Here is a 25,215-nt window from a genome sequence, read left to right as displayed (position 1 = left end):
GTTCAGGGGCTTCTTCATGGGCACATCAGGACCGTCAGTGCCGGTCCTGGCGGACAATGAAGACTTCCTTGATGAGCAGCATGATGGCGGCCGCGGTGGGAATGGCAATCAGTGCGCCCAGGACGCCCAGCAAACTGCCGCCGGCAATAACGGAGATGACGGCCACCGCGCCCGGCACTGCGACTGCGCGCTGCATGATGCGCGGCGAGATGAAGTAGGCCTCGAACTGGAGGTAGGCGAAATAGGCGATCGCGTAGACAACGGCCGTCTGCCACCCTGCGGTGAGGGCCACGAGGATTACAACGACGGCGGCGATCATGCCGCCCACGAGCGGGATAAAGGCGAGCAACGCCACGACGAATGCCAGCAGGACGCTGAAGGGAATCCCCAGGATGGTCATCACGATGAAGGCGAAGATGGCGTTCAAGAGGGCGACGCAAGCCTGGCCGATCACGTAGTTGCCCACGGAATCCGTGATGGCTTCGGACAACGCTTCCACGCGTGGGCGGCGGGAACGGGGTGCCAGCCGGTAAGCCCACTTCTTCATGGAGGGCAGGGCTGCCAGGAAGTACAGGCTCAGGACCAGGACAATGAGGGAACCGAAGAGGCCGTTGGCCACGGTTGAACCGAAACCAACAACACCGCCAAAGATGCCGCCCATGGCTTCGGGGTCCTTGACGAACTTGTCCAGTTCGGTGGTGATCCGGTCGCGAACGCCGAACTGGCTGTCCACGTTGCGGAAGAAGTCCGAGTCGAGGAAGCCGCGGATCCAATCCGGGGCCTGCCGCACGATTTCGGACACCTGCTCAACGATGGTGGGAATCAGGGTCGCAAAGAAACCGGCAACAGCAAGTACCAGGGCGGAGACAGAGATGAGGATGCCTGCCGGGCGCGGTACTTTGTGGGACTCCAGCCAGCGCACCACGGGGTCAAGGCCCAACGCAATGAAGAGGGCGGCCACGATCCACAGGATCAGCTGGGTGGTGTTGCTTGCGATATAGAACACCGCAAGGGCGACTCCCACGCCAGCCGTTCCCATGAAACCGACGTAAAGAGGGTGCTGCGACGACATCCGGGGGCCGGGCGCGCCAAAGCCGTGATCGTCTTCCGGGCGGAAGCCGTCCTGATCGCCCGTTCCGTCGTCTTCCGGCGGCATCTCGAAGCGGACACGGGTGCGCGCGCCGGGGATGGGCTGCCTGAGCCTGCGGCTGATGGCGGCGAGCCGCCCGGTCCGGACGGGAACCGAGGCTGACGGCGCGTCCGATGACGCGTTCACCGCGGCTGACCCGGGCTCATCGTCGGGACGGGACTCCATGTGGTCTTTCACGCGCTTGTACAGCCTTTTCGTTGGTGGTACAGGGTCAATTCAGGCAGTTATGGGCCCGGATATCATGATCATCGCCACACTATCAGGACCGCGGAATCGGGCCACAGCGGCGCCACGGCAGGCTTTTTCCGGTGTCGCCGGGATCACCCCGATCTGACTCCTTGATAACAAAACGGTTACCCTTGAAGTTCAACGACCGCTGATGATAGGTGATCCTGTGCGTTTGAAGACTGCAGCCTTGCTGGTGCTGCTGGGCCTGCTGACGATGTTGGCCGGCATTGGCCAGCTGACTTTCTGGGCCCCCGCTGAGACGGTGACGGCTTCGGTTCCCAGCGATACCAAAGCTGCCCCGCTGACCGTGATCGATCAAAAACTCATTGACCTGCATGAGGGGCCGGTGAAGATCAAGATCCAGGGTGAAGGCAACTACATGATTGCCACTGGCCGCCCCGACGACGTCAACGCCTGGGTAGGTAAGACCGCCCACACCACGCTGACCGGCGTCTCGGCAGACCAGAAGTCACTCGAAGCGACATCCGCCGATGGTGAGGCCACTGCGCCGTCCCCGGCAGGTTCCGATCTCTGGGTCAGCACTGAAGACGCGAGCGGCGATTACGAATACACGTGGAACCCGCCCGCTGACGGCGAGTGGTCCTTGCTGGTGGCTGCCGACGGAACCAAGCCTGCCCCGTCTGCCATCTCCATGACCTTCCCGAACAAGGAAACCACCCCCTGGGCTGTGCCCCTGATTGTTCTGGGCATCATCATCATCCTGGTTGGCGCGGCGCTGCCGTTCATTGCCAAGGCTCTGGGCAGTCGTCGTAAAGACGGCGAAGGAGACGGGCCGCAGGGTGGCGAAGCAACCACCACCCTGCCCGTACAGTCGCCCACCGGCGATGAGGCCCGCCGTCGTACTGGTGGAGTCGAAGGTCCGGCGTTGCGCGTCACTGCCGTCGCAGCCGCCTTGGCCGCCGTCATGGTCGGCGGGTCCGCTATGGCCGCCCAAGCCACCACCTCACCGAATGCCACCTCCACCGCGTCGGCTTCCTCACCAGCTGAGGGCGACGGCGGAACACCGGTGATGCTCGAATCGCAGCTCCAGCGCATCCTGGAGCAGGTAGCCAGCACTGTGGACGCAGCCGATGCCGCGAAGGATGCTGCCAAGCTGGCCCCGCGCGTCGACAAAATGGAACTCCAGATCCGCACCCAGAACTACAAGATCCGGTCCACCGTTTCGGCGTATGAACCGCGCATGCCTGTCCGGGCCACCAAGCTCGAGAGCAGCGTCATCAGCACCAAGAAGGACTGGCCCAGGACCGTATATGCCCTGACCCAGGGTGAAGGAAACGTCGTTCCGCAGGTCCTCACGCTCGTTCAGCTTTCTCCGCGTGAGAACTACAAGCTGTGGGGCACCGCGCCACTCCAGCCGGGCACCAACTTCCCGTCCTTCCCGGTGGCCCGCAAGGGCACTACGCCAGTGCCTGCCAGCGACAGCACCGGCCTGGCCTACAGCGGCAACCAGGCGTTGGAAATCCTGAGTGAGATGCTGACGAACCCGGATTCGCCAAACCGGAGCAAGCTCGCCGATGGCCAGTCGTCCCCGTATATCGCCGGGGCCCTTGCCTACCAGGCGGACACCGTGAAGAACGGCACCAGCGCCAACTTCAAGTTCACCCACACTCCGGTGCCAAACCAGACTGTGGTGCTGAAGACCGCTGACGGGGGAGCATTGGTAGTGGGACGCCTGGACTTCGCGTTCGAGGGAACTCCCAAGGCGGCGGGCGACAAGCTCCTGCTTGAGGACGACTCCGCCGTATTCGCCGGTGGCAAGGAAACCACCACCGGCATGGTCCTGAACTTCGCCGAGTCCGTGGCGGTGTACATCCCGCCTGCGGGATCATCCGATCCCATGAAGCTCGTGGCCGCTACCCGCGGTCTGGTTGGAGCCAGCTTCAAGTAGCCCGACCAGCAGGTAGGCAGCGGCTAGAGTGGACGGTATGAGTTCGCCCGGATACCGACCCACTCCAGCCGCTGCCAGCCAGCTCAACCTGCGCGGCGCCGTCGACCTCTCGTCGTTGCGCCGCCCGACCCCGCCACAGGGGCCTCCTGCCCCCGCGGACGGGGAGACACCCCAAGGGGGTGAGGCCGGCAAAGCCCCGCTCCGTGTGGACGCAACAGAAACAAACTTCCAGGACCTGGTGCAGTTGTCCGCCCAGATTCCCGTACTGTTCCTTCTCTGGTCCCGGTACGCCCCCGAATCGCCCGCTGTCCTGGACACTGCCCAGCAGGTCGTTGAAAGCTATGGCGGACGGCTGGTGCTTGCCGCCGCTGACGTAGATGCCTTCCCTCAACTGGCCCAGGCCTTCCAGGTAGAAGCCGTCCCGACCGCCGTCGCCGTGATCAAAGGCCAGCCTGTTCCGTTGTTCCAAGGCCCGGCGGATGACGCGCAAATCCGGAACCTCGTCGATGAACTGCTCAAGGTGGCGGCCGCGAATGGTGTCACCGGAAGCATCGGCGACGCCGAGCAGGCTGACGATGCCGAACCCGCACCCCTCCCGCCGCTGCACCAGGCCGCCGTCGATGCCATCGAAGCCGGTGACTACGACGCCGCTGTAGCGGCCTACAAGCAGGCGCTCCTTGAACAGCCGGCTGATGCTGAGGCAAAAGCGGGCCTGGCACAGGTTGAGTTGATGGCAAGGCTGGAGAAACTCACCGCCCCCGAGGCAGAAGCCCTCCGCGACCGTGCCGCCCAGGAGCCCGATGATGTCGAGGCGCAACTGGGCGTCGCTGACCTTGACATCTCAGGTGGCCACATCGAGGACGGCTTCAACCGGATCATCAGCTTCATCGGCAGGAACTTCGGTCCCGAGCGGGAGACTGCCCGTCTGCGGCTCTTGGAGCTCTTCGAGGTTGTGGGAATCAAGGACGACCGCGTGGCCAAGGCCCGGCAGGGATTGGCGAGGGTCCTCTTCTAGTGGGATCGGCGCTCTTTTCTCCGCTCACCTTGCGTTCGCTGACCATCCCGCACCGGGGTTGGGTCTCGCCGATGTGCCAGTACAGTTGCCATCCGGAGACTGGTGAGGGGGTTCCGAACGACTGGCACCTGATGCACTTGGGTTCCTTCGCCGCCGGAGGCGCTGCGCTGATCATGAGTGAGGCGGCGGCTGTCAACCCGGTGGGCAGGATCAGCCCGTTGGATGCCGGCCTCTATTCGGATGAACAGGCTGCCGCTTGGGAACGGATCGTGCAGTTCGTGCACAGGCACGGCGCCGTGGACTGCAGGATCGGTGCCCAGCTGGCGCACGCAGGGCGGAAGGCCTCCACTTACTGGCCGTTCGCGGAACGTTCGGGTTCGGTCCCGGCGGACGACGGCGGCTGGTCGACAGTCGGTCCAACGAGCCAGGCCTATGACGGCTATGCGGCGCCGGCGGCCATGAGCGAAGAGGACATCCAGGGTGTCGTGTCCGACTTTGCCGCAGCGGCCGCCCGGGCTGTGGCCGTTGGCTTCGACACTGTCGAAATCCACGGCGCCCATGGGTATCTTCTGCATCAGTTCCAGAGCCCGCTCATCAACACCCGTACGGACCGCTGGGGTGGAAACGAGGAGGGCCGGAACCGGCTCATGCTCACAGTGGTGGAGGCTGTCCGGGAAGTCATCCCCGATTCGATGCCTCTTCTCCTGCGCATCTCGGCCTCCGACTGGGCCGACGGCGGCGTGGAGGTGGGAGACTCGACCAGGCTGGCACGCGCTGCGGCAGAACGGGGCGTTGACCTGGTGGATGTCTCCAGCGGAGGGGCGGTTGCGCATCAGAAGATCCGCGCGGTACCCGGCTACCAGGCCGGGTTCGCCGAGCAGGTAAAGCGCGACGCCGGTGTGCCCACCGCCGCGGTGGGGCTGCTGACAAGTCCAACCCAAGTGGAGGACATCGTGGCCAACGGCAGGGCTGATGCCGTATTCATGGCGCGTGCGGCGCTCCGCGATCCGCATTGGTGGCTCCGGGCTGCCTACGGGCTTGGCTACGATCTGCCCTGGGTTCCGCAGTACCAGCGGGCCGTGCCCCGCCACGGCTTCTAGAACCCCGGCGCGCCTCTGCCCACGAGGTTAGGCTGGTCACATGACGGAACCACGCCATGAATCCATGCCCATATCCACGCCCGCCCAGGCATCCGAGTCCCCGCCCGCGGCTTCCACGCCCGACGCCGCTGCAACAACGCGGCCGGCACAACCGCCGCAGACACCAGGTGAACCGCCCTTGGCTGCCCTGTCCATCAGGGGGCTGGCCAAGAGATTCGGCGAGAAGATCGCCGTCGACGGAGTCAGTCTGGAAGTACCCGCGGGCTCGTTCTACGGAATGGTCGGACCCAATGGGGCCGGCAAGACCACCACGCTGTCCATGGCCACAGGCTTGCTGCGTCCTGACTTCGGCACCGCATTGGTCCACGGAGTCGATGTCTGGGCCCAACCACTGGCCGCCAAGAAGCTCATGGGCGTGCTGCCCGACGGCGTGCGCCTGTTCGACCGCCTGACCGGCGAACAATTGGTCACGTATTCCGGCCTCCTGCGGGGCATGGATCGTGACGTAGTGGGCACGAGGGTTTCGGAGCTGTTGGCGGCCCTTGACCTCGAAGCCGATGCCGGCTCCCTTGTGGTCGACTACTCGGCCGGCATGACCAAGAAGATTGCCTTGGCATCGGCGCTGATCCATGCGCCGCGGCTCCTGGTGCTGGACGAGCCGTTCGAGTCGGTGGATCCGGTGTCGGCGGCCAACATCCGGGGCATCCTGGAAAGCTATGTAGCGTCCGGGGGCACTGTCATCGTCTCGAGCCACGTGATGGATCTCGTGCAGCGCATGTGCAGCCACGTCGCGGTAGTTGCCGGTGGCCGGGTCCTGGCCGCAGGCTCTGTTGATGAGGTCCGCAACGGTTCAACCCTGGAGGAACGCTTCGTCCAGTTGGTCGGCGGCGGACACCGGACGGAGGGGCTGGAATGGTTGCGCACCTTCTAAGCCTGAAGTGGCGCCTGCTTCTTAACGGGTTCAAGCGGAGCCCATGGCAGTTGGTCGGTATGGCGTTGGGATTGCTCTACGCCTTGGGAATGCTGGTCCTCCTTGTTGGAGGCCTTATAGCGCTGCGGTGGGCCGATCCGGAGATCGCCCAAACCGTGGTGGTATTGGGTGGAGTGGCCACTGTCCTGGGCTGGGCGATCATCCCTCTGGTAGCGTCCGCAGCCGACATGACACTGGATCCCGCACGGTTCACCACGTTCGCGATCCCGTCCCGGCAGCTCCTGACCGGTTTGGCTCTTGCCGGATTCATTGGCATCCCCGGCCTGGCAACGTTGATTGCGGCCCTGGGAACGGTAGGGACCTGGTGGCGGAGCGCTCCGTCTGTGGTGGGCGCCTTGCTGGGTGCCGTCCTGGGAGCGCTGACCTGCATCGTGTTGTCAAAGGTGGTGACTACGGCTACCGCCGGCCTTTCGGCCTCACGGCGGTTCAAGGACATCAGCAGCATCATCGTTTTCATCCCCCTGGTCCTGCTGGGACCCATCATGATGGGAATCGTAGAGGGTGTCCGCAACACTTCGGATTACCTTCCCGGGCTCGCCCGTACCCTGTCGTGGACACCCCTCGGTGCAGCGTGGTCGCTCGGCGGGGACCTCGAAGCAGGGGAGTGGGCAGCCGCCGGACTGAAGGTTTTGATTGCGCTGGCCACCATCGGCGCACTGCTGCTGTGCTGGCACTTGCTTCTTCGGCGCGCGCTGGTGACTCCCACCTACTCGGGAGGCTCAGCCCGGAAGGGCGGGAAGCTTGGTCTCTTCGGCACGCTTCCCGGCACTCCGACGGGGGCGGTCATGGCGCGTGCCTTGGTCTATTGGATGAAGGATCCGAGGTATGCGGCATCGTTGGTCATCGTTCCGCTGTTCCCCGTCCTCTTCTTCTTCGGCAGTTCGCAGAGCGGCAGCTACGGGTTGTTCATGATTCTTGGACCGTTGACGGCTTTTACCATGGCCTGGTCCATCTGTGCAGATGTTTCCTACGACAACACCGCTTTCGCGTTGCACCTGGCCGCGGGTGTCCGGGGAATCGATGACCGGTTGGGCCGCGCCTTGGGATGCCTGGTCATCTCACTTCCCGTGGTGCTGGTCTTTACCGTGGGACCGTTGTTCCTCACCGGGGACTGGCAGTGGCTGCCCAACCTTTTGGGATTGTCGCTCGGAACGCTGCTCACGGGGCTGGGACTCTCCTCGGTGATCTCGGCCCGGTATAACATTGCCGTACCCTTGCCTGGCGACAGCCCATTCAAGAAGCCTCCAGGAAACGTTGCCCAGACATTGCTTGTCCAGGGAGCCGGGATGGCAGTCCTGGCTCTGCTCCTCATTCCGGAACTCGCCTTGGTGGCCGTCCAGGCCTTCAGCGGCGGTCCTGAAGCAGGTTGGATCAATCTCGCGGTTGGTCCTTTGCTGGGCCTGGCTCTTTTCGTGGTGGGCGTTCGCCTCGGGGGGAAGTGGCTCGACGCGCGCGGACCGGAGATGTTTGCCGAGCTCAGCGTTAACCGCTGATTCCGTAATAACCGTGATTGCCGTGGCCTATAGATGGGACATGGGATAACCTCTGTGACAGAAGATGATCCTCAGAAAGAAAGGCCATGACGATGGAAGTTGTCATTCTCCCGGGCACCAAGCAGATCGGTGCGCTTGCTGCCGATGCCATCGAGGCATTGGTGCGGCGAAAGCCGAATGCCGTGCTGGGGCTTGCCACGGGATCATCTCCTTTGCCCATCTATGACGAATTGGCCAGCCGCTACGAAGCCGGGGGCCTGGACTTCAGCCAGGCCCACGGCTTCGCCCTGGACGAATATGTTGGCCTTGAGGCCGGACATCCTGAGTCTTACCGGGAGGTAATCCGGCGTGAATTTACCAACAGGGTGAACATCAAACCGGAGAACGTCCACGGCCCCGATGGTGCCGCCGAAGACCTTGAAGCAGCATGCCAGGACTACGAGGACGCCATTAAGGCCGTTGGAGGCGTGGATCTCCAGATCCTGGGCGTGGGCACTGACGGGCATATCGGGTTCAATGAGCCTGGCTCATCCCTTGCCTCGAGGACACGGATCAAAACCCTGATTGAGCAGACGCGCAAAGACAACGCCCGCTTCTTCGACAGCATCGACGACGTCCCGCACCACGTGGTGACCCAGGGTCTGGGGACCATTATGGACGCCAAGCACGTGGTCCTGGTGGCCACGGGCGCCCAAAAAGCCCAGGCGGTCCGGGATTTCGTGGAAGGCCCGGTGGCTGCGATTTGCGCGGCATCGATCCTGCAGATGCATCCCCACGCCACCATCCTGGTGGATGAAGCGGCAGCTTCATCACTGAAACTGGCTGATTACTACCGGCACACCTACGACAACAAGCCGGAGTGGCAGGGCCTGTAGACGGTAAGATGTTTGGCATGACTACGCTTCCTCCGGATCCATTCGAAAACGACCCCATGCGCGAGCTTTCCGGAGCCGGAACGTCCACTTCCACCATTGAGCGTGAAGAAACACGCCAGGAAGTGGAGCCCGGCGACCGCGAGCGGTTCTCCCACTACGTCCGCAAGGAAAAGATCATGGAGTCGGCCCTGACCGGCGAGCCCGTGATTGCCTTGTGCGGCAAAGTCTGGACGCCGGGCCGCGATCCGCAGAAGTTCCCGGTCTGCCCGGAGTGCAAGGAGATTTACGAAGGCCTCCGTCCCGGCAATGACGGTGGAAACAACGGCGGCCCGGGCAACTCCAAGTAGTGGGTGGGAAGAAAACACAGTCCCCTTCTGAACGTCACCGCTTTCCGGTCCGCTTTTGCGTGCCCGAAAAGCCTGAGGCAACCGCAACTGCCGTGAGGCCGGGGGAGTCAGCATGACAGAAACACTTTTTGGTGGTCCTTCACTGCCTCCCGCGTATCCGGAGCGCGCAGCTTGGGGAACGGCTCCCAAGCTGCGCGCCTGGCAGCAGGAGGCACTTGACCTGTACATGACCCGCAACCCGAAGGACTTCCTGGCCGTGGCGACGCCCGGTGCAGGTAAGACCACCTTCGCCCTGCGGATTGCGACCACGCTGCTGGACAGCGGCGTGGTTAACCGCATCACCATCGTGGCGCCAACGGACCACCTCAAGAGGCAGTGGGCCGATGCTGCCGCCAAGGTGGGTATCGCCATCGATCCCAACTTCAAGAACTCCGACGGCCAGCACGGCAGGGGGTTCGTGGGCGTTGCCGTCACTTACGCACAGGTGGCCAGCAAACCAATGCTGCACCGTGCCAAGACTGAAGCCGCACGCACCCTGGTGATCCTTGATGAGATCCACCACGGTGGTGAAGCCCTGTCGTGGGGCGATGGCCTCCGTGAGGCTTTCGATCCCGCCGCCCGGCGCCTGTCCTTGACGGGTACGCCTTTCCGTTCCGACACCTCACCCATTCCTTTCGTCGAATACGCCGAGGACCGGGACGGGATCCGCAGATCCAAGGCCGATTACACGTACGGCTATGGCAACGCACTGCGGGACCACGTCGTGCGCCCCGTCCTGTTCATGGCCTACTCCGGCCAGATGCGGTGGCGAACCAGTGCCGGGGACGAAATGGCGGCTTCCTTGGGCGAGGCAGCAGTCACCAAGGACATCACCTCACAGGCTTGGCGCACAGCTCTGAATCCCACCGGGGAATGGATTCCCGCCGTCCTGGCAGCTGCGGACAAGCGCCTCAGCGAAGTCCGTCGAACAGTGCCTGACGCCGGTGGCCTGGTGATAGCCACGGACCACGATGACGCCCGCGCCTACGCCGGCCAGTTGAAGAAAATCACCGGCCAATCGCCCACAGTGATTCTCTCGGACGACTCCAAGGCATCGAGCAAGATCGAGGAGTTCTCCGCAGGGGACAAGCGCTGGATGGTCGCCGTGCGCATGGTGTCCGAAGGTGTTGACGTACCCCGCCTCTCCGTGGGCGTCTACGCCACCTCTACCTCGACCCCCTTGTTCTTTGCCCAGGCTGTCGGACGTTTTGTCCGTGCGCGCAAAAGGGGCGAAACGGCGTCGGTCTTCCTGCCGTCGGTACCGCCCTTGATGATTCTCGCCAACACCATGGAGGCCGAGCGCGACCATGCGCTGGACCGCCCTGAAAAGGACGAGGACGGACTTTTCAGTCCCGAAGAAAACCTGATGGCCGAGGCCAACCGCGAAGACAAAGCTTCCGACGAGCTCACCAAGGGCAAATTTGAGGCGTTGGACTCCCAAGCGTCCTTCGACCGTGTCCTGTTCGATGGTGGCGAGTTCGGTACCGGGGCGGACATCGGCTCCGACGAGGAACTGGACTTCCTCGGCATCCCAGGACTCCTTGATGCCGAGCAGGTGGGAACGTTGCTCCGGCAGCGCCAGCACGAGCAGCAGTCGCGCAAGAAGCGGCAGTCGCCACTGGCTGCTGCGGCTTCGCCGGCGATTCCGGACCACCGGATGCTCATGGACCTGCGCAATGAGCTGGCCAAGAACGTTGCCGCGTGGGCTGCCCGGACAGGGACGCCGCACGGGGTGGTCCACACCAAGCTGCGCGAGGTTTGCGGCGGTCCGGCTGTTGCCCAGGCCAACGAGGAGCAACTGCAGGCACGGCTTCGGAAGCTTCAGGACTGGTTCATTGGCCGGAAGTAACCAGTAACACGCCCACATGACAAAAGGGCGCCGCTACCAGCGGCGCCCTTTCGTCATCTCCGCGTGACTTCAGGGAACGGGGCCCTGGGGCAGATGCGATGGGTCAACTGTGATCGACGTCGACGCCGGCAGCTTCCATCTCGTCGAAGGTGTCACTGAGGTCCCCGGCGATTCCCGCGGTGAGGCCGGCGATAACAGTGGTGTTGTATCCGGCCTGGACAGCATCCAAAGCTGTGGCTTTGACGCAATAGTCGGTAGCCAGGCCAACAATCACCACGTCTTCAACGTCATGGCTCTGGAGCCAGTCATCGAGCCCGATCGCGTCCTCGTCGAGTACTTCCTCGACCGCTGCTCCCGCCTTCAGGTCCCCGGTAGGAACATCGTCTTCCGGGGCCAGGACGCCTTCGAAGCCCGAGTAAGCGGCTGTGTACTGTCCTTTGCGGAAGTACGCCTGGATGTACTCAGGGTCAAGGTCCTCATGGAGCTCGGCGCCCTTGCTTCGGGCCCGGCAGTGCGGCGGCCACGAGTCCACCATGTCGGGATCGTCCGAGAAATGGTCGCCCGGTTCGATGTGCCAGTCCTGCGTGGCGACGATGTGATCGAAGTGCTGCTGGTTGGCGTCCACATACTCCGTAATCGCGGCAGCGACATCCGCGCCGCCTTCGACCGCCAAAGTGCCACCCTCACAGAAGTCGTTCTGGACATCAACGATGATCAAGGCCCGGGACATCAGTTCTCCTCGTACATGGTGGGAATGGCGGCTTCGCCACGCTGCAGGCGGTTCACTACGGGTGGCAGTTCGGCCATGGTTGCCGCATGGCGCTCCTTGGCGCGGACAACACCTTCCGGCCCGGTCCATCCCGGCAGGACCTCGCCGTTCTTGACGAACTGATGAAGCAGCGGACGGTCGTTGCCGTCATCTTCCGGGCGGTGGCCGATGCCCACGACTTCGGCGGTGGCCCTTCCGCGCTCGTTGAGCTTGCGGAGGGCGTACTTGCGGCCACCGACGCTTGCCTTGTTCTTGGCAGCCTTGGCCACGGAGATGAACTCACCGGCGTCGTTGGTGCGGCTGACCAGCTTGTAGACCATGCTCGCCGTCGGAGCGCCTGAACCGGTGACCAGCGACGTCCCCACGCCATAGGAGTCCACTGGGGCAGATTGCAGCGCCGCGATGGCGAACTCGTCCAGGTCCGAGGTCACCACGATGCGCGTGTTGACGTTGCCGAGGTCATCGAGCAGTTGCCGGACCCATTGCGCCTGGGCAACGAGGTCGCCGGAGTCCAGACGTACTGCGCCGAGTTTGTCACCGGCGAGCTCGACGGCGGTCCGAACCGCAGTTTCGACGTCGTAGGTATCGACCAACAGGGAAGTCCCCGGACCGAAGGTGGCAATCTGGGCTTCGAAGGCCTCGCGCTCGGTGTCATGAAGAAGCGTGAAGGAGTGGGCTGCGGTACCAACGGTTTTGATGCCGTAGCGCCGGCCGGCTTCAAGGTTGGAGGTACTGGCGAAGCCGGCAATGACAGCGGCGCGTGCTGCCGCCGTCGCCGATTCCTCCTGTGTGCGCCGGGAGCCCATCTCGATACAGGGGCGGGTTCCGGCCGCCGAGGTCATCCGTGACGCGGCCGAGGCTATGGCGCTGTCGTGATTAAGGACCGAAAGGACGAACGTCTCAAGGATGCAGGCCTCGGCGAAAGTCGATTCGACGATGAGGATGGGGGAGTTGGGGAAATAGGCATCCCCTTCGGCGTATCCCCAGATGTCGCCGCTGAACTTGTAGTCGGCAAGGTAATCCAGGGTCTCCCTGTTTACTACCTTGTTCTGCTCCAGGAATGCGAGTTCAGCATCGCCGAACCTGAAGTCCGCAATGCCTTCCAGCAAGCGTCCCGTGCCACCCACCACGCCGTAGCGGCGGCCATCCGGCAACCGTCGGGCGAAGGCTTCAAACACAGAACGGCGATGCGCGGCACCTGAGTGCAGGGCGGCCTGCAGCATCGTCAGTTCGTAGTGGTCTGTGTACAAGGATGTTGCGGGGTGGTCCCACGACGCGGCTCTACTCACGAATTCACTCTAGTGCGAGCCGCCATAGAATGGACAGATGAGCCCTAGCGTTGCGTTTGGCACGGACATCGATGAGCGGACGGAAGCTGCAGAGCAAACGTCCACTGATGTCCTGACAGCCCCTGATGTCCCCTGGAACCTGGTGATCTGGAACGATCCCGTCAACCTGATGAGCTACGTGAGCTATGTTTTCCAGAGCTACTTCGGCTACTCCGAGTCGAAAGCACACAAGTTGATGATGGAGGTCCACAAGAAGGGCCGCTCCATCGTTGCGTTCGGAAGCAAGGAACAAGTGGAGCAGCATGCGGTGGCCATGCACGGTTTTGGCCTGTGGGCCACCGTGGAGAAGGCTGCCAGTGGCAATGAAACACCCGGAAAGGGCGGCCGCCAGCGTGGCTAAGGCATTCAAATACGGTCTTAAAGGCATCACCGGGTTCCTTGAACCGGCTGAACGTGATCTCCTCCGCGGATTGCTGGACGACGTCATCTCCATGCTGGACCCGGAAGTCCGGGAGAACGAAGACCCGCTGGCTGCCCTGATTGGCCTGGACATGGACGTTAAGCAGCCAACGGACAGGGCCCTGCTGCGGCTCCTGCCCAACGTTATGAAGGACGACGACGGCGGCTCGCTTGAGTTCCGGCAACTCACCGAACGCTCAGTCCGGGAAAACAAAATCGGCGCCCTGCGGGCAACGGCCATGGGTTTGGACAAGGAAGACCTGGTCCTGACGCCCGAGGAGGCTGCCCGGTGGTCAATGGCTCTCAACGACGTCAGGCTTGTTCTGGCCGAACGTCTGGACATCCGCGATGAGGCGGACGCCGAGCACATCCACACCATGCAGGACTGGAGCCAGGCTGAAGATGTGGAGAGCTACTTGGCCCTGGTCTACAACTTCACCACGTGGCTGCAGGAGTCCTTGGTGCAGGCCATGATCTCTGCCAGGCAGGCAAAATCCTGATCCCGGGGGCCTGGCGCCACCCACGCCTTGTGACACATAAGACACGAGGCGGAGGACACACCTGATGGCCGCACTCCACGGGAAGCCTTATTCTCGAATAATCATGACTTCAGCATCGGGTTCACAAAGCGGCGCTACGGGCAGTAGCGCCCCCGTCAGCACAGGGGAAATCGTGGGAACGCGCCCGATCGGTATTTTTGATTCCGGCGTGGGCGGATTGACGGTGGCACGATCCATCATCGACCAGCTGCCCAACGAATCCATACTCTACGTTGGCGATACTGCCAACGGACCGTACGGTCCGCTCCCGATTGCAGAGGTCCGCGCCAATGCCCTTGGCGTGATGGACGAACTCGTGGACTCCGGAGTGAAGCTCCTGACCATTGCCTGCAACTCGGCATCGGCGGCTGTGCTTCGCGATGCGCGGGAAAGATACACGGCCCGGTACGGTATCCCGGTGATTGAAGTGATTCAACCGGCTGTCCGCCGTGCGGTTTCAGCCACCCGGTCCGGAAAGATCGGCGTCATCGGAACATCTGCCACGGTGGGTTCGCGAGCATATGAGGACACCTTTGCCGCTGCTCCGGACCTCACCATCACCTCCGTGGCCTGCCCGGCCTTTGTGAGTTTCGTGGAGGCTGGCGTCACCACCGGACCTGAGCTCCTGGCGGCCGCCAACGAGTATCTCGCCCCGCTCAAGGATGCCGGCGTGGACACCGTCGTCCTCGGATGCACGCACTATCCCTTGCTGACCGGGGTCATCTCGTTCGTCATGGGTGAGGACGTCACGCTGGTTTCCAGTGCGGAAGAAACCGCCAAGGACGTCTACCGGGCCCTGGCCACCCACGGTATCCAGCGCACCGGGTCGAGTGCGCCGAGCCACGAGTTCATCGCCACCGGGGACGCTGCGCAGTTTGAGATACTGGCGCGCCGTTTCCTGGGACCCGAAGTCCTCTCCGTGAAGCATGTCGACCACGTGGCAGCGCAGTATCCCACCGGCAGCCTCGCCCGGATCACCCCCGAGATGCTGGAAGCAGCCAAGTCCGGTGCCGGCCTTGGGCGCCGCTCGTATTTCGTGAACCCCGGAGCGAGCGCGGACGCAGCCATGGGGCGTGGCCTGTGAAGCTGACCATTGTCGGGTGCACCGGATCCTTCCCCGGACCGGGATCGCCGGCGTCGTGCTACCTCGTCACCGCCCATGACGGCGAACGCGAGTGGAAAATCGTCATGGACCTTGGCAGCGGTGCCCTGGGTGCCATCCAGCGCTACACGGACCTTGAAGACATCGACGCGATCTTCCTCACGCACCTGCATCCTGACCACTGCATGGACCTGTGCGGCCTCCACGTCGCGGTGCGCTGGAAGCCGGGCGGCTGGGGACGGGACCGCCTTCCCGTGTGGGGCCCGGCTGCCACTGCCGACCGGATGGCTACGGCCTACGGTTTGGAGCTGGACCCGGGGATGCATGAGGAATTCGATTTCACCAACTGGACCGAGCTCAAGCCCGTTACTGTTGGTCCCTTCACCGTGACGCCGTTCGCCGTGAACCACCCGGTGGAGGAGGCCTACGCCTTGCGTGTCACGGCCACCGAACCGGGCAAGGACGGTGTCCCCGTGACCAAGATCCTGACGTATTCGGGCGACACCGATTCCTGTCAGGGACTTGAAGACGCCGCCAAGGGGTCGGACCTCTTCCTGTGCGAGGCGGCCTTTGAAGAGGGGCGGGACGACGACATCAAGGACGTCCACCTCACCGGCAAGCGTGCGGGCGAGGCTGCGACGAATGCAGGAGCCAAACGCCTTCTCCTCACTCACATCCCCGTGTGGACGTCGCAAACCAAAGTGTTGTCCGAGGCCAAGCCAGTGTTCGCCGGGGACGTCGCCGTCGCCGTCGCCGGAGTCCACTACACGATCTAGCAGCCACTACACGATCCGGCAGCCACTACACGATCCGGCAAGGCCCGGCGGTGGCAGTACCGTCATCGTCGCTAAGCTTGGAGCATGACTTCTGAAGCTACAGCCACACCCGTCGTCCGTGCCGATGGCCGGACCCCTGACCAACTGCGACCCATCAGTATCACCCGCGGCTGGTCCAAGCAGGCTGAGGGCTCTGCCCTGATCGAGTTCGGCAACACCCGGGTTCTGTGCACCGCTTCCCTGACCGAGGGCGTGCCACGCTGGCTCAAGGGCGAAGGCCGCGGCTGGGTGACGGCCGAATACGCCATGCTTCCCCGTGCCACGAACACCCGTTCGGACCGTGAGTCCGTCAAGGGCAAGATCGGCGGCCGCACCCACGAAATCTCCCGCCTGATCGGCCGCTCCCTGCGCTCCATCATCGATACCAAGGCACTCGGCGAGAACACGATCGTCCTTGACTGCGACGTCCTGCAGGCCGACGGCGGTACCCGCACCGCTGCCATCACCGGCGCCTACGTGGCGCTCGCCGAGGCCATCCGCTTTGCCCGGGAGAACAAGCTCATCTCCCGCAATGCCGAGCCCCTTGTGGACACCATTGCGGCGGTTTCCGTTGGCATCATCGACGGCGTCCCCATGCTGGACCTTCCCTACGTGGAAGACGTCCGCGCGGAGACCGACATGAACGTCGTGGTCACAGGCTCGGGCAAATTCGTCGAGGTCCAAGGCACCGCGGAAGGTGCTCCGTTCGACCGCGACGAACTCAATGCCCTTCTCGACCTTGCTCTGCTGGGCACAACCCAGCTCGCCGCCATCCAGCGCGAGACGCTGGCGGAAGCTCCGTGAGCGCCGCCTCGGCGGCCGGCGGTCCCCGTCTCGTTCTCGCCACCCACAACAAGGGCAAGCTGAAGGAACTCCGCGAACTGCTGCGGGGCCAAGTGCCGGGCCTCGACGTCGATACCCAAGTGGTGGATGCCGCCGCAGCGGGTGCCCCCGACGTGGCAGAAACCGGCGTCACCTTTGCCGAGAATTCGCTGCTCAAGGCCCGTGCCGTGGCCGAAGCGACCGGCTTGGTTGCCATCGCCGACGACTCCGGGCTGGCAGTGGATGTCCTGGGCGGCGCACCCGGGATCTTTTCTGCCCGCTGGTCGGGCCGGCACGGCGACGACACCGGCAACCTGAACCTGCTGTTGGCACAACTGTCCGATGTTCCGGATCAATTCCGTGGGGCAGCGTTCGTGTGTGCCGCGGCCCTGGCTGTCCCGGGGACGGATGGCATCGCCCACGAGACCGTGGAGTACGGCCAGCTGGAGGGGACGCTTCTTCGTGAGCCCCGCGGTGAAGGGGGCTTCGGTTACGATCCTGTGCTGCAACCTGCCGGCATGGACCGCAGCTGCGCCGAGCTGAGTTCCGAGGAAAAGAACGCCATCAGCCATCGTGGCCAAGCGTTCCGGGCTTTGCTGCCTGCGGTCATCGCTGCTCTTTCCGGGACCGGGACGCCGACGCAGCAGTAACGTCATCGGCTGACTGTGCAGCCGTCAAAGAAGAGGCACCCCGCGTTCGCGGGGTGCCTCTTCTTTGCTGTGAAGCTTTTGCTGTGGCGCTGCGGGAGCCTTAGTGCTCGCCGTGCTTCCCACCGTCATGTTCTTCGATGAATTCCTCCACCGGGTCCGTCCCTTCGGCTGCGGCTTTACGCTTCGCCACAAAGCCGCGGGTGACCTCGATGATGACCGGGATGACGGAGATCAGCACGATGACAATGAAGATGATGTCCAGGTTCTTGCTGACCCAGGGGATACGATCGCCCAGAACGTAGCCCAGGAACGTGACGCCGCCGCCCCACAGCACTGCGCCGATGACGTTGAAGATGAAGAACTTGCGCTTGTCCATCTGGGCAACGCCCACAATGACGGGGACGAACGTGCGGATGATGGGGACGAACCGCGCCAGGATCAACGCTTTCCCGCCGTGCTTCTCGAAGAAGGCGTGGGCGCTCTCAACGTTCTCTTTCTTGAAGAGCTTTGAGTCCGGACGGTTGAAAATCGCTGGACCGGCCTTGGAACCGATGAGGTAGCCCGTCTGGTTGCCGATGATCGCGGAGACGATGATCAGGCCGGCCAGGGCCCAGATGTTGAACTTGATGGTATCCGTGGCAACCAGTAGGCCCGCGGTAAACAGCATTGAGTCGCCGGGAAGGAAGAAGCCCACCAGCAGGCCCGTCTCCGCAAAGACGATGCCGCACACGAGGAGTACAACCCACGGTGCCAGGGCAGGATCGGCCAGGAAGATCTGGGGGTTGAGCCAGTCGGGCAGGAACGAAGCCATGGAGGGCTGCACCGGTCCTGCACCCCCGAAAGTGGATACGGCAAGGTCGCTCATCGCAGAAAAGATCACCCAACAAGCCTACTGGACGGCCGTCGTCGTCTTTTTCGGCGAAAGTCTTGACTCAATCTTCGGCGGTTGTATGGTTAGTTACATGAGTAATGAACCAATGAGGCGGTGTTGCTCATGATCGATGACAGCAAACCGATCTTCATGCAGATCGCCGAACTCATCGAGAACGGAATCGTGGACGGCAGCCTGGCGGAGGAATCCCAAGTGCCTTCCACCAATGAGTTCGCAGCTTTCCACCGTATTAATCCGGCAACGGCAGCCAAGGGCGTCAACGTGCTGGTGGATTCAGGAATTCTCTACAAACGCAGGGGGATAGGGATGTTCGTGGCGACAGGGGCGCGCGCCAACGTGATAGCGCGGCGCACCGAGGAATTCTTCGAACAATACGTCAAGCCGCTGGCACTGGAAGCCCGAAAGCTGGGGATCTCGAAGGAGCAGCTGAACACCATGATTGAACGCAGTTCCGGACTCGCACCTGACTCCGGAACGGACAAGGAAAGGAGCGCGGCCCTGTGAGCGATACCGTCGTCGAGGCCCGTAACCTGTTCAAGAAATACAAGGATCTCAACGCGCTGGACAACGTCAACCTGAGCCTCCCGGCCAACCGCATCTACGGCTTGCTCGGACGTAATGGCGCCGGCAAGACCACCTTGATGTCCGTCCTTACGGCCCAGGCCTTCGCGAGTTCGGGCGAAGCCCTCGTCTTCGGCTCCGGCGCTTACGAGGACGACTCTGTGCTGTCCCGTATCTGTTTCATCCGAGAGTCCCAAAAATACCCGGATGACTTCCAGCCCAGGCACGCCTTCCGCTCCGCCGCGCTGTTCTACAGGAACTGGGACCAGAAGTTCGCGGACCGGCTGGCTGAGGACTTCCAGCTCCCCGTCAAGAGACGAATCAAAAAGCTCTCCCGCGGCCAGCTGTCCGCCGTAGGAGTCATCATCGGCCTTGCCTCACGCGCAGAACTGACGTTCTTCGACGAGCCGTACTTGGGACTCGACGCCGTAGCCCGGCAATTGTTCTATGACCGGTTGGTGGAGGACTACGCGGAACATCCGCGAACCATCATCCTGTCCTCCCACCTGATCGATGAGGTAGCCAACCTTCTGGAACACGTAGTTGTTATCGATCGGGGCCGGATCATCATGAACGCGGACGCGGAGGACATCCGTGGTTCCGCCGTGACTGTTTCCGGTTCCGCGGACAAGGTGGACTCTTTCCTCTCCGGCCGGAAGATCCTTCATCGCGAAACCCTCGGTTCCCTGGCCTCGGTGACTGTGGACGAGACGCTCAACAGCCGCGAACGCGCGGAAGCGCAGGAGCTGGGGCTTGAACTCTCGCCCGTATCCCTGCAGCAGTTGGTGGTTCGCAAAACCATGGCCGGAGCCGGCACCAAGGGACAGGGTGCCCAGGAGTTCGCAGACGACGCGTTGGAGGCAAAGCGATGAGCAGAACACTAGCGGTTGCCCGGATGCAACTGATCAACAAGTGGACCTACATTGGATGGCCGCTGACCATCCTGGCCGCTTCGTTCCTGATGTCGCTGGCCATCTTTGCGCTTATTCCCGTCAACGAGGGCAAATACGGCGGTGGAAGCCAAGCCCCCTTGTGGTACTTCCTGGTGCTCGGAATCCAGAGCATGACCTTGGTGTTCCCGTTCTCCCAGGGACTGAGCATCAGTCGTCGGGCTTTCTACCTGGGTACTGTGGGGCTCTTCTCGCTCATCGCTCTTGGCATGACAGGCCTTTATCTCCTGGGTGGTGCCATTGAAGGGACAACGAACGGTTGGGGTGTCTATGGCTACTTCTTCAAGATTCCGTGGGTCACGGACGGGCCTTGGTACTCAACAGCGGCCTTCTTCTTCGTGGTGATGATGTTCATGTTCATCATCGGGTTCTGGTTCGCCACCATCTTCAAGCGCTGGGGGACAACCGGAACTCTGGTATCAACGCTGGGAACGGCGGTGGCCCTCATCGGCCTGGCTGCGCTGGCAACCCTGCTGGGATGGTGGGGCGCAGTGGGAAGCTGGACGGCCCAGCAGACCCCACTGAGCGTCAGCGGGTGGATGGCATTGTTGTGCGTGGCACTCGCAGCCGGCTCCTACGCCACTCTTCGCCGGGCCACACCTTAGGCAACACGGTAAGCAACACGATGTAGCGTTCCCCACATTAGCGGTGCAAGTGGCCGCCCCGCCGTCGAAATCGGCAGGGGCGGCCTTTTCCGGCTGTAATCTTGTCCAGTGGCATTGGACTTTACGGCGATCGACTTTGAAACAGCCAACGGCTTCAGGGGGTCGCCCTGTTCAGTGGGTCTCAGCAAGGTCCGCAACGGGGTTGTTGTGGAGGAAGCCTCCTGGCTGATGCGTCCCCCGGAGAACCACGATCATTTTGAGTTCCACAACACCCGCATCCACGGCATCCGTGCCGAGGACGTAGCGGGCCAGCCCAGGTTCGGTGAGCTGTTCCCCGAAATCGGCGCGTTCATCGGCGGCGACATCCTGGCCGCACACAACGCCGCCTTCGACCTTGGAGTCATCAGGTCCGGGTTGGAAGTCTCCGGTCTCGCCGGGCCGGCCTACGACTACGTCTGCACCGTGATGCTTTCGCGCCGGTGCTATTCACTCGTTTCGAACTCCCTGCCGTATGCGGCCGAAGAAGCCGGCGTACCACTCGTGAACCATCACGACGCCGCAGAGGATGCCCGCGCATGCGCCGGGATCCTGGTGGACATCGCACGGCGCAACGATGCCAACAGCATCGCCGAGCTCTACCTTTCCCTGGGACTCAGCCTGCCAAGCCAGCCCGCTTTCGACCCCGCCTTCGGCTTGTCCAAGGCGACGATGTCCGCGTTGGCCGCCAGGACCGGCAGCTCCTTCGAGCGAACACTGGACCGCACTCCGGGCATCGCCGGCGGCTGGTCTGCCTGGCCGGAGGAAGGACCCAATCCTCTGCCCAACCCCGCGGCAGAGCCCGGCCACCCCCTGTTCGGGCAAACAGTGGTCTTCACCGGAGACCTCGCGATCACCCGGCCGGAAGCCAAATCGCGGGCCGCGGAGATGGGCGCCCGGCCCGAAAGCCGCGTCACCGCCCGGACCACCATTCTCATTGTCGGCGACGGTTTCGTGGCCGGAGACCTTCGTGCCGGACGGCTCACGGGCAAAGCCAAACGGGTCCTGGAACTCCACGCCAAGGGCCAACAAATCGAGGTCGTCTCGGAGGGCGAGTTCCTGCAGATGGTCGGCGGCGCATAAGGCCCCCGCGGGTCATAGTGCGCAACAATGCTTCCTGTCCGGGGAGCGGGACTCCTAGCCTTGGCTAATGAGCAAGCCAAGCGTTCCCCTGGCCCCGGCGCGGCAAACTGCCAACGCGCCGGCGGGCGGGGTTGATTGGCGGAGAGTCTTCGCTTTCCCCAACCCGGTCAACGAATACGCCGCCCGGATAACTGCCGGCCTGGTGGTGATCCTTGCCGTTACGACGCTGCTGACCAGCTGGGGTGGGGGACTGGTAGCACTGGCGACCGGCTTCTGGCTGCGGGTCCTGTTTGGTCCCCGGATTTCCCCGTTGGCACTGCTGTCCGTCAAAGTCCTGGCGCCCAGGATCGGGCGTGCCAAGCTGGTGCCCGGTCCTCCCAAGCGCTTCGCCCAAGGCATCGGGGCAGCTTTGACGAGTGCCGCCGTCGTGTTGTTCTTCACCGGCTTCCGGCCGGCGGCATGGGTGCTGCTCGCGTTGTTGATCGTGGCAGCCTCACTGGAATCGCTGGCCGGCTTTTGCCTCGGTTGCGCCATCTTTGGCTTCCTCCAGCGCCGGAGCGTTGTCCCCGCCGACGTGTGCGAGGCGTGCGCCGACATCTCCGTTCGCAGATCGTAGGGTCCCTCAGCCGGTGGTCACGGCAAGCAGCCTGTCCGCCATGCCGCGAATGACCTCGGGGGCTTCCAGCGCTTCCAGCCAGTCCGCGGGAAGGCATTCTTCACCATAAAAGGCGCCCAGGATGTTTCCTGCGATGGAGCCTGTGGAGTCGCTGTCGCCGCTGTGGTTGACGGCAACCGCCACCGCATTGCGGAAGTGCTCGGCGGGGTCCCCGCCGCTGGTAGCCAGAACGGCGTAAAGCCCGACGGCGAGTGCCTCCTCGGCAACCCACCCCTCACCGAGCGCTGCGGTCAGCTCTTCCGGGCTCAATACTGTGTTCCGGGCGGATAACTGCAACGCGGCTTCAAGGCTCTCGGAGAGCTCCGGGGCCTTGGTGGGGACGTTGTTCACATATGCGAGGGCTTCCTTGGCTGCGTTCCGGACATCGCTGCCGGCAACAATGTGATGGATCAGCAGGCTGAAGGCGGCCGCGCTTAGCCGTGCTGAAGGGTGTCCGTGGGTCAACGAGGCTGCGTCGGAACTGAGTTTGTAGACGGCGTCCCGGGAGATGTGGGGGATCAGGCCGAACGGCGCCGAACGCATTACGGTGCCGCATCCTTTGGACTCAGGATTCACCGGCCGCGCCACCGTTCCCATCTCGCCCGAGGCCAGGCCACTGAGGCAGGCGTTGCCCGGAGCCCGCCGGTGCCGGAGCACAGCCTGGGCATCGATCCACCGGGGCTGCGGGACGGGCGCTGACGAGGAAACCGCAACGTCCTGCGTCGCAAGCCAGCGCAGGTAGGCAAGCCACAGGCAGGCGATCTCGTCTGCCGCCACTCCATCGTTCGCCCATTCGAGCGCCTCCACCAGGCCATCCACCGTGTACAGCGTCATCTGGGTGTCGTCCGAAAAGTGGCTGCCGCCGTCGAGCTGTTCAAACGAGGTCAGTCCCGCGGAGCCGTAGCGTGCCCGAATCGCCGCGATGGAGTCAAACTCGACGGCGTATCCCAGGGAATCGCCCAGGGCCCCGCCCAAAAGGGAGCCGTAGACACGGGACTTGAAGGACGGCGCGGCGGGGGAAGTAGCTTCAACACTCATGCCAGTAACTTACCGTGCCCGTGAGGCCCCGCTGATATGGTGGGGAAGCTGTCCGGCACTGCGAAAACTTGGAGAGATAACGTGCGTGAACCTGCTTGGCGACGAACAGGTAAAACACCTGACTACAGGTTTTCGATGGCGAATGAGCGTACTTTCCTGGCCTGGATCCGCACTTCGCTGGCTCTGCTTGCCGGCGCTGTGGCCGTAGATCAGTTGGCGCCGAATATCGCGCCGACGCCCGTCCGGCTGGTTTTGTGCGTCCTGCTGGCCCTCGTAGGGGCCGGCCTGGCGGCACTGTCCTACCGCCGGTGGGGCCAGATGGAAGCGGCGATGCGGCAGGACCAGGCACTGCCTTTCTCACGGGTGATGTTATTCATGACCATAGTGGTAGCCGTGGCAGCGTTCGCCTTCGCGGTGCTGATCCTGGTGGCCCGATGAGCAGGAAGACCCAGTGACCGGCACCGTTCCGGAAAGTACCCGGGATCCCGGCCTGCAGCCCGAGCGGACCACCCTTGCCTGGCGCAGGACGCTGATCTCCCTGGTGGTGGTGGACCTGTTCATTTGGCGGAGTTGGCTGACATCAGAGCCTTCCTCCGGCACCATCGTTACCGGCCTGCCTGGACTGGACTACCAAGGGATCTGTGCGCTGGCCGCCGCGGCGGCCACCGTTGTCCTCGCTTCCGTGGTGTGGGTGCGCTCACGGCAACTCCAGGCCGGCTTCCAGGCAGCCCCCACGCGGTTGATCCTGGCCAGCACCCTGGCCGTGATGGGCCTGGGCGCCGCCGCGATCGCGGCCATTTCCTTGGGCGGATAAGCTCAAGGGGCAGCTTTCATCGCCTCCAGCGTTAACCCAGCAACCGTCCAGATTCGGGTGGCAAGATACTCGAGGGCTCCTGGCGCGTTGAAAGGCGTGCCCTAGTGTTGCCCGCTGTGCTTCGGCACCAGCGCACCAACTTTCACACCGACCGTAAGGACCCGTTCCACATGACCTCTTCTGTGCAGGCCGCTACCGATCCCCAACCGGGACTCCTGGCCAGGCTGTCGGCTGAAGCCCTGGGATCGTTGTTCATTGTGCTCGTTGCAGTGGGTGTGTCGATACTCTCGAGCCCTGCAGCGGCGCCTTTGCCCTCAGCCTTGGCCGCCGGGCTGACCGTGACTGTGTGCATGTTGGCTTTCGGGCACGTTTCGGGTGGACACTTCAATCCCGCGATCACCTTGGGCAACCTCATTGCCGGACGCATCCGGGCGCTCGCCGCCGTCGCGTATGTCGCAGCACAGCTCATCGGAAGCGTGGTTGGTGCAGCACTTGTCTACGTTGTGGTGACTACCGTGCCCGTTCTCGCGGATGTGCGGGCCGCTTTTGGTTCCACAGCAGCCGGCTTCGGGGAGCACGCTCCCGCCCAAACCCAGCTGGCGGGCGTGCTGCTGGTGGAAGTTATCGGTTCTGCTTTGCTTGTTGCCGTCTTCCTCGGAGCGGCGGCCGGACGCCGTGCCCTTCCTTCCTTGGCACCGTTCGCAGTGGGCCTGGCGACGGCCGTATTGCTGCAATTCGGCCAGGTTCTTGGCAACCTCCCTTTCAACCCCGCACGCGCAAGCGCGCAAGCTTTCTTCAGCCCCTCCTGGGCCATTGAAGGACTGTGGCTTTTCTGGGTGGCACCTCTGATGGGCGCAGCACTTGCCGGACTCGCTTTCCGCGGTTTCCAGGGGTTGTCCGGGCCTGCCCGCGCCACTGCCGAACACCAGGGTGGGACAGACGCCATCAACGACCACTTCGACGCTGGAAACGGGATCGCTGAGGAGGCTGCGGACACCCGGGCCGAAACGACTCCGGAGCCGCTCCCTGCGAAGCCGGCGAACGATGACGCACGCGACTTTTTCGACGGCAAGAAAGGCTAGCAACCGGCCAGGATCGACGCCGGGCGGCTTGTCTGCGCTTTATTGTCGGTGACCCCGG

At 63.4% G+C, this 25,215-nt stretch carries 27 protein-coding genes; 22 read left to right on the top strand and 5 right to left on the bottom strand.

Annotation, left to right across the window (positions count from 1 at the left end; translation table 11 throughout):
• Positions 1–34: 34 nt before the first annotated feature.
• A complete protein-coding gene (locus HMI60_RS12420) occupies positions 35–1,327 on the bottom strand; it encodes an AI-2E family transporter (protein ID WP_026266926.1) in 1,293 nt (430 codons plus the stop codon).
• Positions 1,328–1,529: 202 nt separating this feature from the next.
• Between HMI60_RS12420 and HMI60_RS12415 the strand changes: the two genes are divergently transcribed.
• From HMI60_RS12415 to HMI60_RS12380, 8 genes are all read left to right on the top strand, one after another.
• Positions 1,530–3,287, top strand: a complete 1,758-nt coding sequence (locus tag HMI60_RS12415) for a hypothetical protein (RefSeq protein WP_193589742.1) — start codon at positions 1,530–1,532, stop codon at positions 3,285–3,287.
• Positions 3,288–3,324: 37 nt separating this feature from the next.
• A complete protein-coding gene (locus HMI60_RS12410) occupies positions 3,325–4,302 on the top strand; it encodes a tetratricopeptide repeat protein (protein WP_193589741.1) in 978 nt (325 codons plus the stop codon).
• Complete coding sequence (locus HMI60_RS12405) at positions 4,302–5,402, top strand: NADH:flavin oxidoreductase/NADH oxidase (protein WP_193589740.1); 1,101 nt, start codon at positions 4,302–4,304, stop codon at positions 5,400–5,402. The genes HMI60_RS12410 and HMI60_RS12405 overlap by 1 nt, the downstream gene beginning before the upstream one ends.
• A 40-nt stretch (positions 5,403–5,442) precedes the next feature.
• Positions 5,443–6,333 (top strand): ABC transporter ATP-binding protein, encoded by an 891-nt coding sequence (locus tag HMI60_RS12400; protein WP_110503957.1) that lies wholly within the window; start codon positions 5,443–5,445, stop codon positions 6,331–6,333.
• Complete coding sequence (locus HMI60_RS12395) at positions 6,315–7,886, top strand: transporter (RefSeq protein ID WP_193589739.1); 1,572 nt, start codon at positions 6,315–6,317, stop codon at positions 7,884–7,886. The genes HMI60_RS12400 and HMI60_RS12395 overlap by 19 nt, the downstream gene beginning before the upstream one ends.
• A gap of 92 nt (positions 7,887–7,978) precedes the next feature.
• Entirely contained in the window at positions 7,979–8,761 is a 783-nt protein-coding gene (gene nagB / locus HMI60_RS12390) for a glucosamine-6-phosphate deaminase (protein WP_026266923.1), read from the top strand.
• A gap of 8 nt (positions 8,762–8,769) precedes the next feature.
• The gene (locus tag HMI60_RS12385) at positions 8,770–9,108 is read left to right on the top strand and encodes a DUF3039 domain-containing protein (RefSeq protein WP_018776325.1); all 339 of its coding nucleotides are present in this window, start codon (positions 8,770–8,772) and stop codon (positions 9,106–9,108) included.
• A 112-nt stretch (positions 9,109–9,220) separates the two neighbouring features.
• On the top strand, positions 9,221–10,996 hold the full coding sequence (locus HMI60_RS12380; RefSeq protein ID WP_018776324.1) for a DEAD/DEAH box helicase: 1,776 nt from the start codon (positions 9,221–9,223) through the stop codon (positions 10,994–10,996).
• 103 nt (positions 10,997–11,099) lie between these two features.
• Here HMI60_RS12380 and HMI60_RS12375 read toward each other — a convergent pair whose 3' ends face one another.
• Positions 11,100–11,726: an isochorismatase family protein gene (locus tag HMI60_RS12375; protein ID WP_018776323.1), complete on the bottom strand. Its 627-nt coding sequence runs from the start codon at positions 11,724–11,726 to the stop codon at positions 11,100–11,102.
• Positions 11,726–13,054, bottom strand: coding sequence for a nicotinate phosphoribosyltransferase (locus tag HMI60_RS12370; RefSeq protein WP_193589738.1), 1,329 nt, complete (start codon positions 13,052–13,054; stop codon positions 11,726–11,728). The genes HMI60_RS12375 and HMI60_RS12370 overlap by 1 nt, the downstream gene beginning before the upstream one ends.
• Positions 13,055–13,091: 37 nt before the next feature.
• On the opposite strand from HMI60_RS12370, the gene clpS reads away from it, so the two are divergent.
• The 6 genes from clpS to rdgB all read left to right on the top strand — a co-directional run bounded on the left by clpS (position 13,092) and on the right by rdgB (position 17,441).
• Positions 13,092–13,454 carry an ATP-dependent Clp protease adapter ClpS gene (gene clpS, locus HMI60_RS12365; protein ID WP_018776321.1) on the top strand — a complete coding sequence of 121 codons (363 nt, stop codon included), beginning with the start codon at positions 13,092–13,094 and terminating at the stop codon, positions 13,452–13,454.
• On the top strand, positions 13,447–14,013 hold the full coding sequence (locus tag HMI60_RS12360; RefSeq protein ID WP_055972139.1) for a DUF2017 domain-containing protein: 567 nt from the start codon (positions 13,447–13,449) through the stop codon (positions 14,011–14,013). The genes clpS and HMI60_RS12360 overlap by 8 nt, the downstream gene beginning before the upstream one ends.
• A gap of 103 nt (positions 14,014–14,116) precedes the next feature.
• A complete protein-coding gene (gene murI, locus HMI60_RS12355) occupies positions 14,117–15,136 on the top strand; it encodes a glutamate racemase (protein WP_370584010.1) in 1,020 nt (339 codons plus the stop codon).
• On the top strand, positions 15,133–15,930 hold the full coding sequence (locus HMI60_RS12350; protein ID WP_039242026.1) for an MBL fold metallo-hydrolase: 798 nt from the start codon (positions 15,133–15,135) through the stop codon (positions 15,928–15,930). The genes murI and HMI60_RS12350 overlap by 4 nt, the downstream gene beginning before the upstream one ends.
• A gap of 84 nt (positions 15,931–16,014) precedes the next feature.
• The gene (rph, locus tag HMI60_RS12345; RefSeq protein ID WP_018776317.1) at positions 16,015–16,773 is read left to right on the top strand and encodes a ribonuclease PH; all 759 of its coding nucleotides are present in this window, start codon (positions 16,015–16,017) and stop codon (positions 16,771–16,773) included.
• The gene (rdgB, locus tag HMI60_RS12340) at positions 16,770–17,441 is read left to right on the top strand and encodes an RdgB/HAM1 family non-canonical purine NTP pyrophosphatase (protein WP_193589737.1); all 672 of its coding nucleotides are present in this window, start codon (positions 16,770–16,772) and stop codon (positions 17,439–17,441) included. Before rph ends, rdgB begins: the two co-directional genes overlap by 4 nt.
• A 100-nt stretch (positions 17,442–17,541) precedes the next feature.
• Here rdgB and HMI60_RS12335 read toward each other — a convergent pair whose 3' ends face one another.
• Positions 17,542–18,306: a DedA family protein gene (locus tag HMI60_RS12335; protein WP_018776315.1), complete on the bottom strand. Its 765-nt coding sequence runs from the start codon at positions 18,304–18,306 to the stop codon at positions 17,542–17,544.
• Positions 18,307–18,435: 129 nt separating this feature from the next.
• On the opposite strand from HMI60_RS12335, the gene HMI60_RS12330 reads away from it, so the two are divergent.
• The 5 genes from HMI60_RS12330 to HMI60_RS12310 all read left to right on the top strand — a co-directional run bounded on the left by HMI60_RS12330 (position 18,436) and on the right by HMI60_RS12310 (position 22,184).
• Entirely contained in the window at positions 18,436–18,837 is a 402-nt protein-coding gene (locus HMI60_RS12330) for a GntR family transcriptional regulator (RefSeq protein ID WP_179128283.1), read from the top strand.
• Positions 18,834–19,766: an ABC transporter ATP-binding protein gene (locus HMI60_RS12325; RefSeq protein WP_055972142.1), complete on the top strand. Its 933-nt coding sequence runs from the start codon at positions 18,834–18,836 to the stop codon at positions 19,764–19,766. The genes HMI60_RS12330 and HMI60_RS12325 overlap by 4 nt, the downstream gene beginning before the upstream one ends.
• On the top strand, positions 19,763–20,449 hold the full coding sequence (locus HMI60_RS12320; protein ID WP_193589736.1) for a hypothetical protein: 687 nt from the start codon (positions 19,763–19,765) through the stop codon (positions 20,447–20,449). The genes HMI60_RS12325 and HMI60_RS12320 overlap by 4 nt, the downstream gene beginning before the upstream one ends.
• A 108-nt stretch (positions 20,450–20,557) precedes the next feature.
• On the top strand, positions 20,558–21,568 hold the full coding sequence (locus HMI60_RS12315) for an exonuclease domain-containing protein (RefSeq protein ID WP_193589735.1): 1,011 nt from the start codon (positions 20,558–20,560) through the stop codon (positions 21,566–21,568).
• Positions 21,569–21,635: 67 nt separating this feature from the next.
• Complete coding sequence (locus HMI60_RS12310; RefSeq protein WP_193589734.1) at positions 21,636–22,184, top strand: DUF4395 domain-containing protein; 549 nt, start codon at positions 21,636–21,638, stop codon at positions 22,182–22,184.
• A 6-nt stretch (positions 22,185–22,190) separates the two neighbouring features.
• On the opposite strand, the gene HMI60_RS12305 is transcribed toward HMI60_RS12310, so the two are convergent.
• Positions 22,191–23,261 (bottom strand): ADP-ribosylglycohydrolase family protein, encoded by a 1,071-nt coding sequence (locus HMI60_RS12305; RefSeq protein WP_193589733.1) that lies wholly within the window; start codon positions 23,259–23,261, stop codon positions 22,191–22,193.
• 135 nt (positions 23,262–23,396) lie between these two features.
• Between HMI60_RS12305 and HMI60_RS12300 the strand changes: the two genes are divergently transcribed.
• The 3 genes from HMI60_RS12300 (at position 23,397) to HMI60_RS12290 (ending at position 25,157) form a co-directional block, all read left to right on the top strand.
• Positions 23,397–23,699 (top strand): YidH family protein, encoded by a 303-nt coding sequence (locus HMI60_RS12300; protein WP_018776308.1) that lies wholly within the window; start codon positions 23,397–23,399, stop codon positions 23,697–23,699.
• Between the two features lie 13 nt (positions 23,700–23,712).
• Positions 23,713–24,075 (top strand): DUF202 domain-containing protein, encoded by a 363-nt coding sequence (locus HMI60_RS12295; protein ID WP_018776307.1) that lies wholly within the window; start codon positions 23,713–23,715, stop codon positions 24,073–24,075.
• 170 nt (positions 24,076–24,245) lie between these two features.
• Entirely contained in the window at positions 24,246–25,157 is a 912-nt protein-coding gene (locus tag HMI60_RS12290; protein ID WP_193589732.1) for an MIP/aquaporin family protein, read from the top strand.
• The last annotated feature ends 58 nt before the right edge of the window (positions 25,158–25,215 follow it).

Origin of the sequence: Paenarthrobacter sp. YJN-D (assembly GCF_015040335.1) — a bacterium.
GTDB classification, from domain to species: Bacteria; Actinomycetota; Actinomycetes; order Actinomycetales; family Micrococcaceae; genus Arthrobacter; species Arthrobacter nicotinovorans.
The sequence above is the reverse complement of the archived record's forward strand: the minus strand, read 5'-3'. Positions and strand labels throughout refer to the sequence as shown.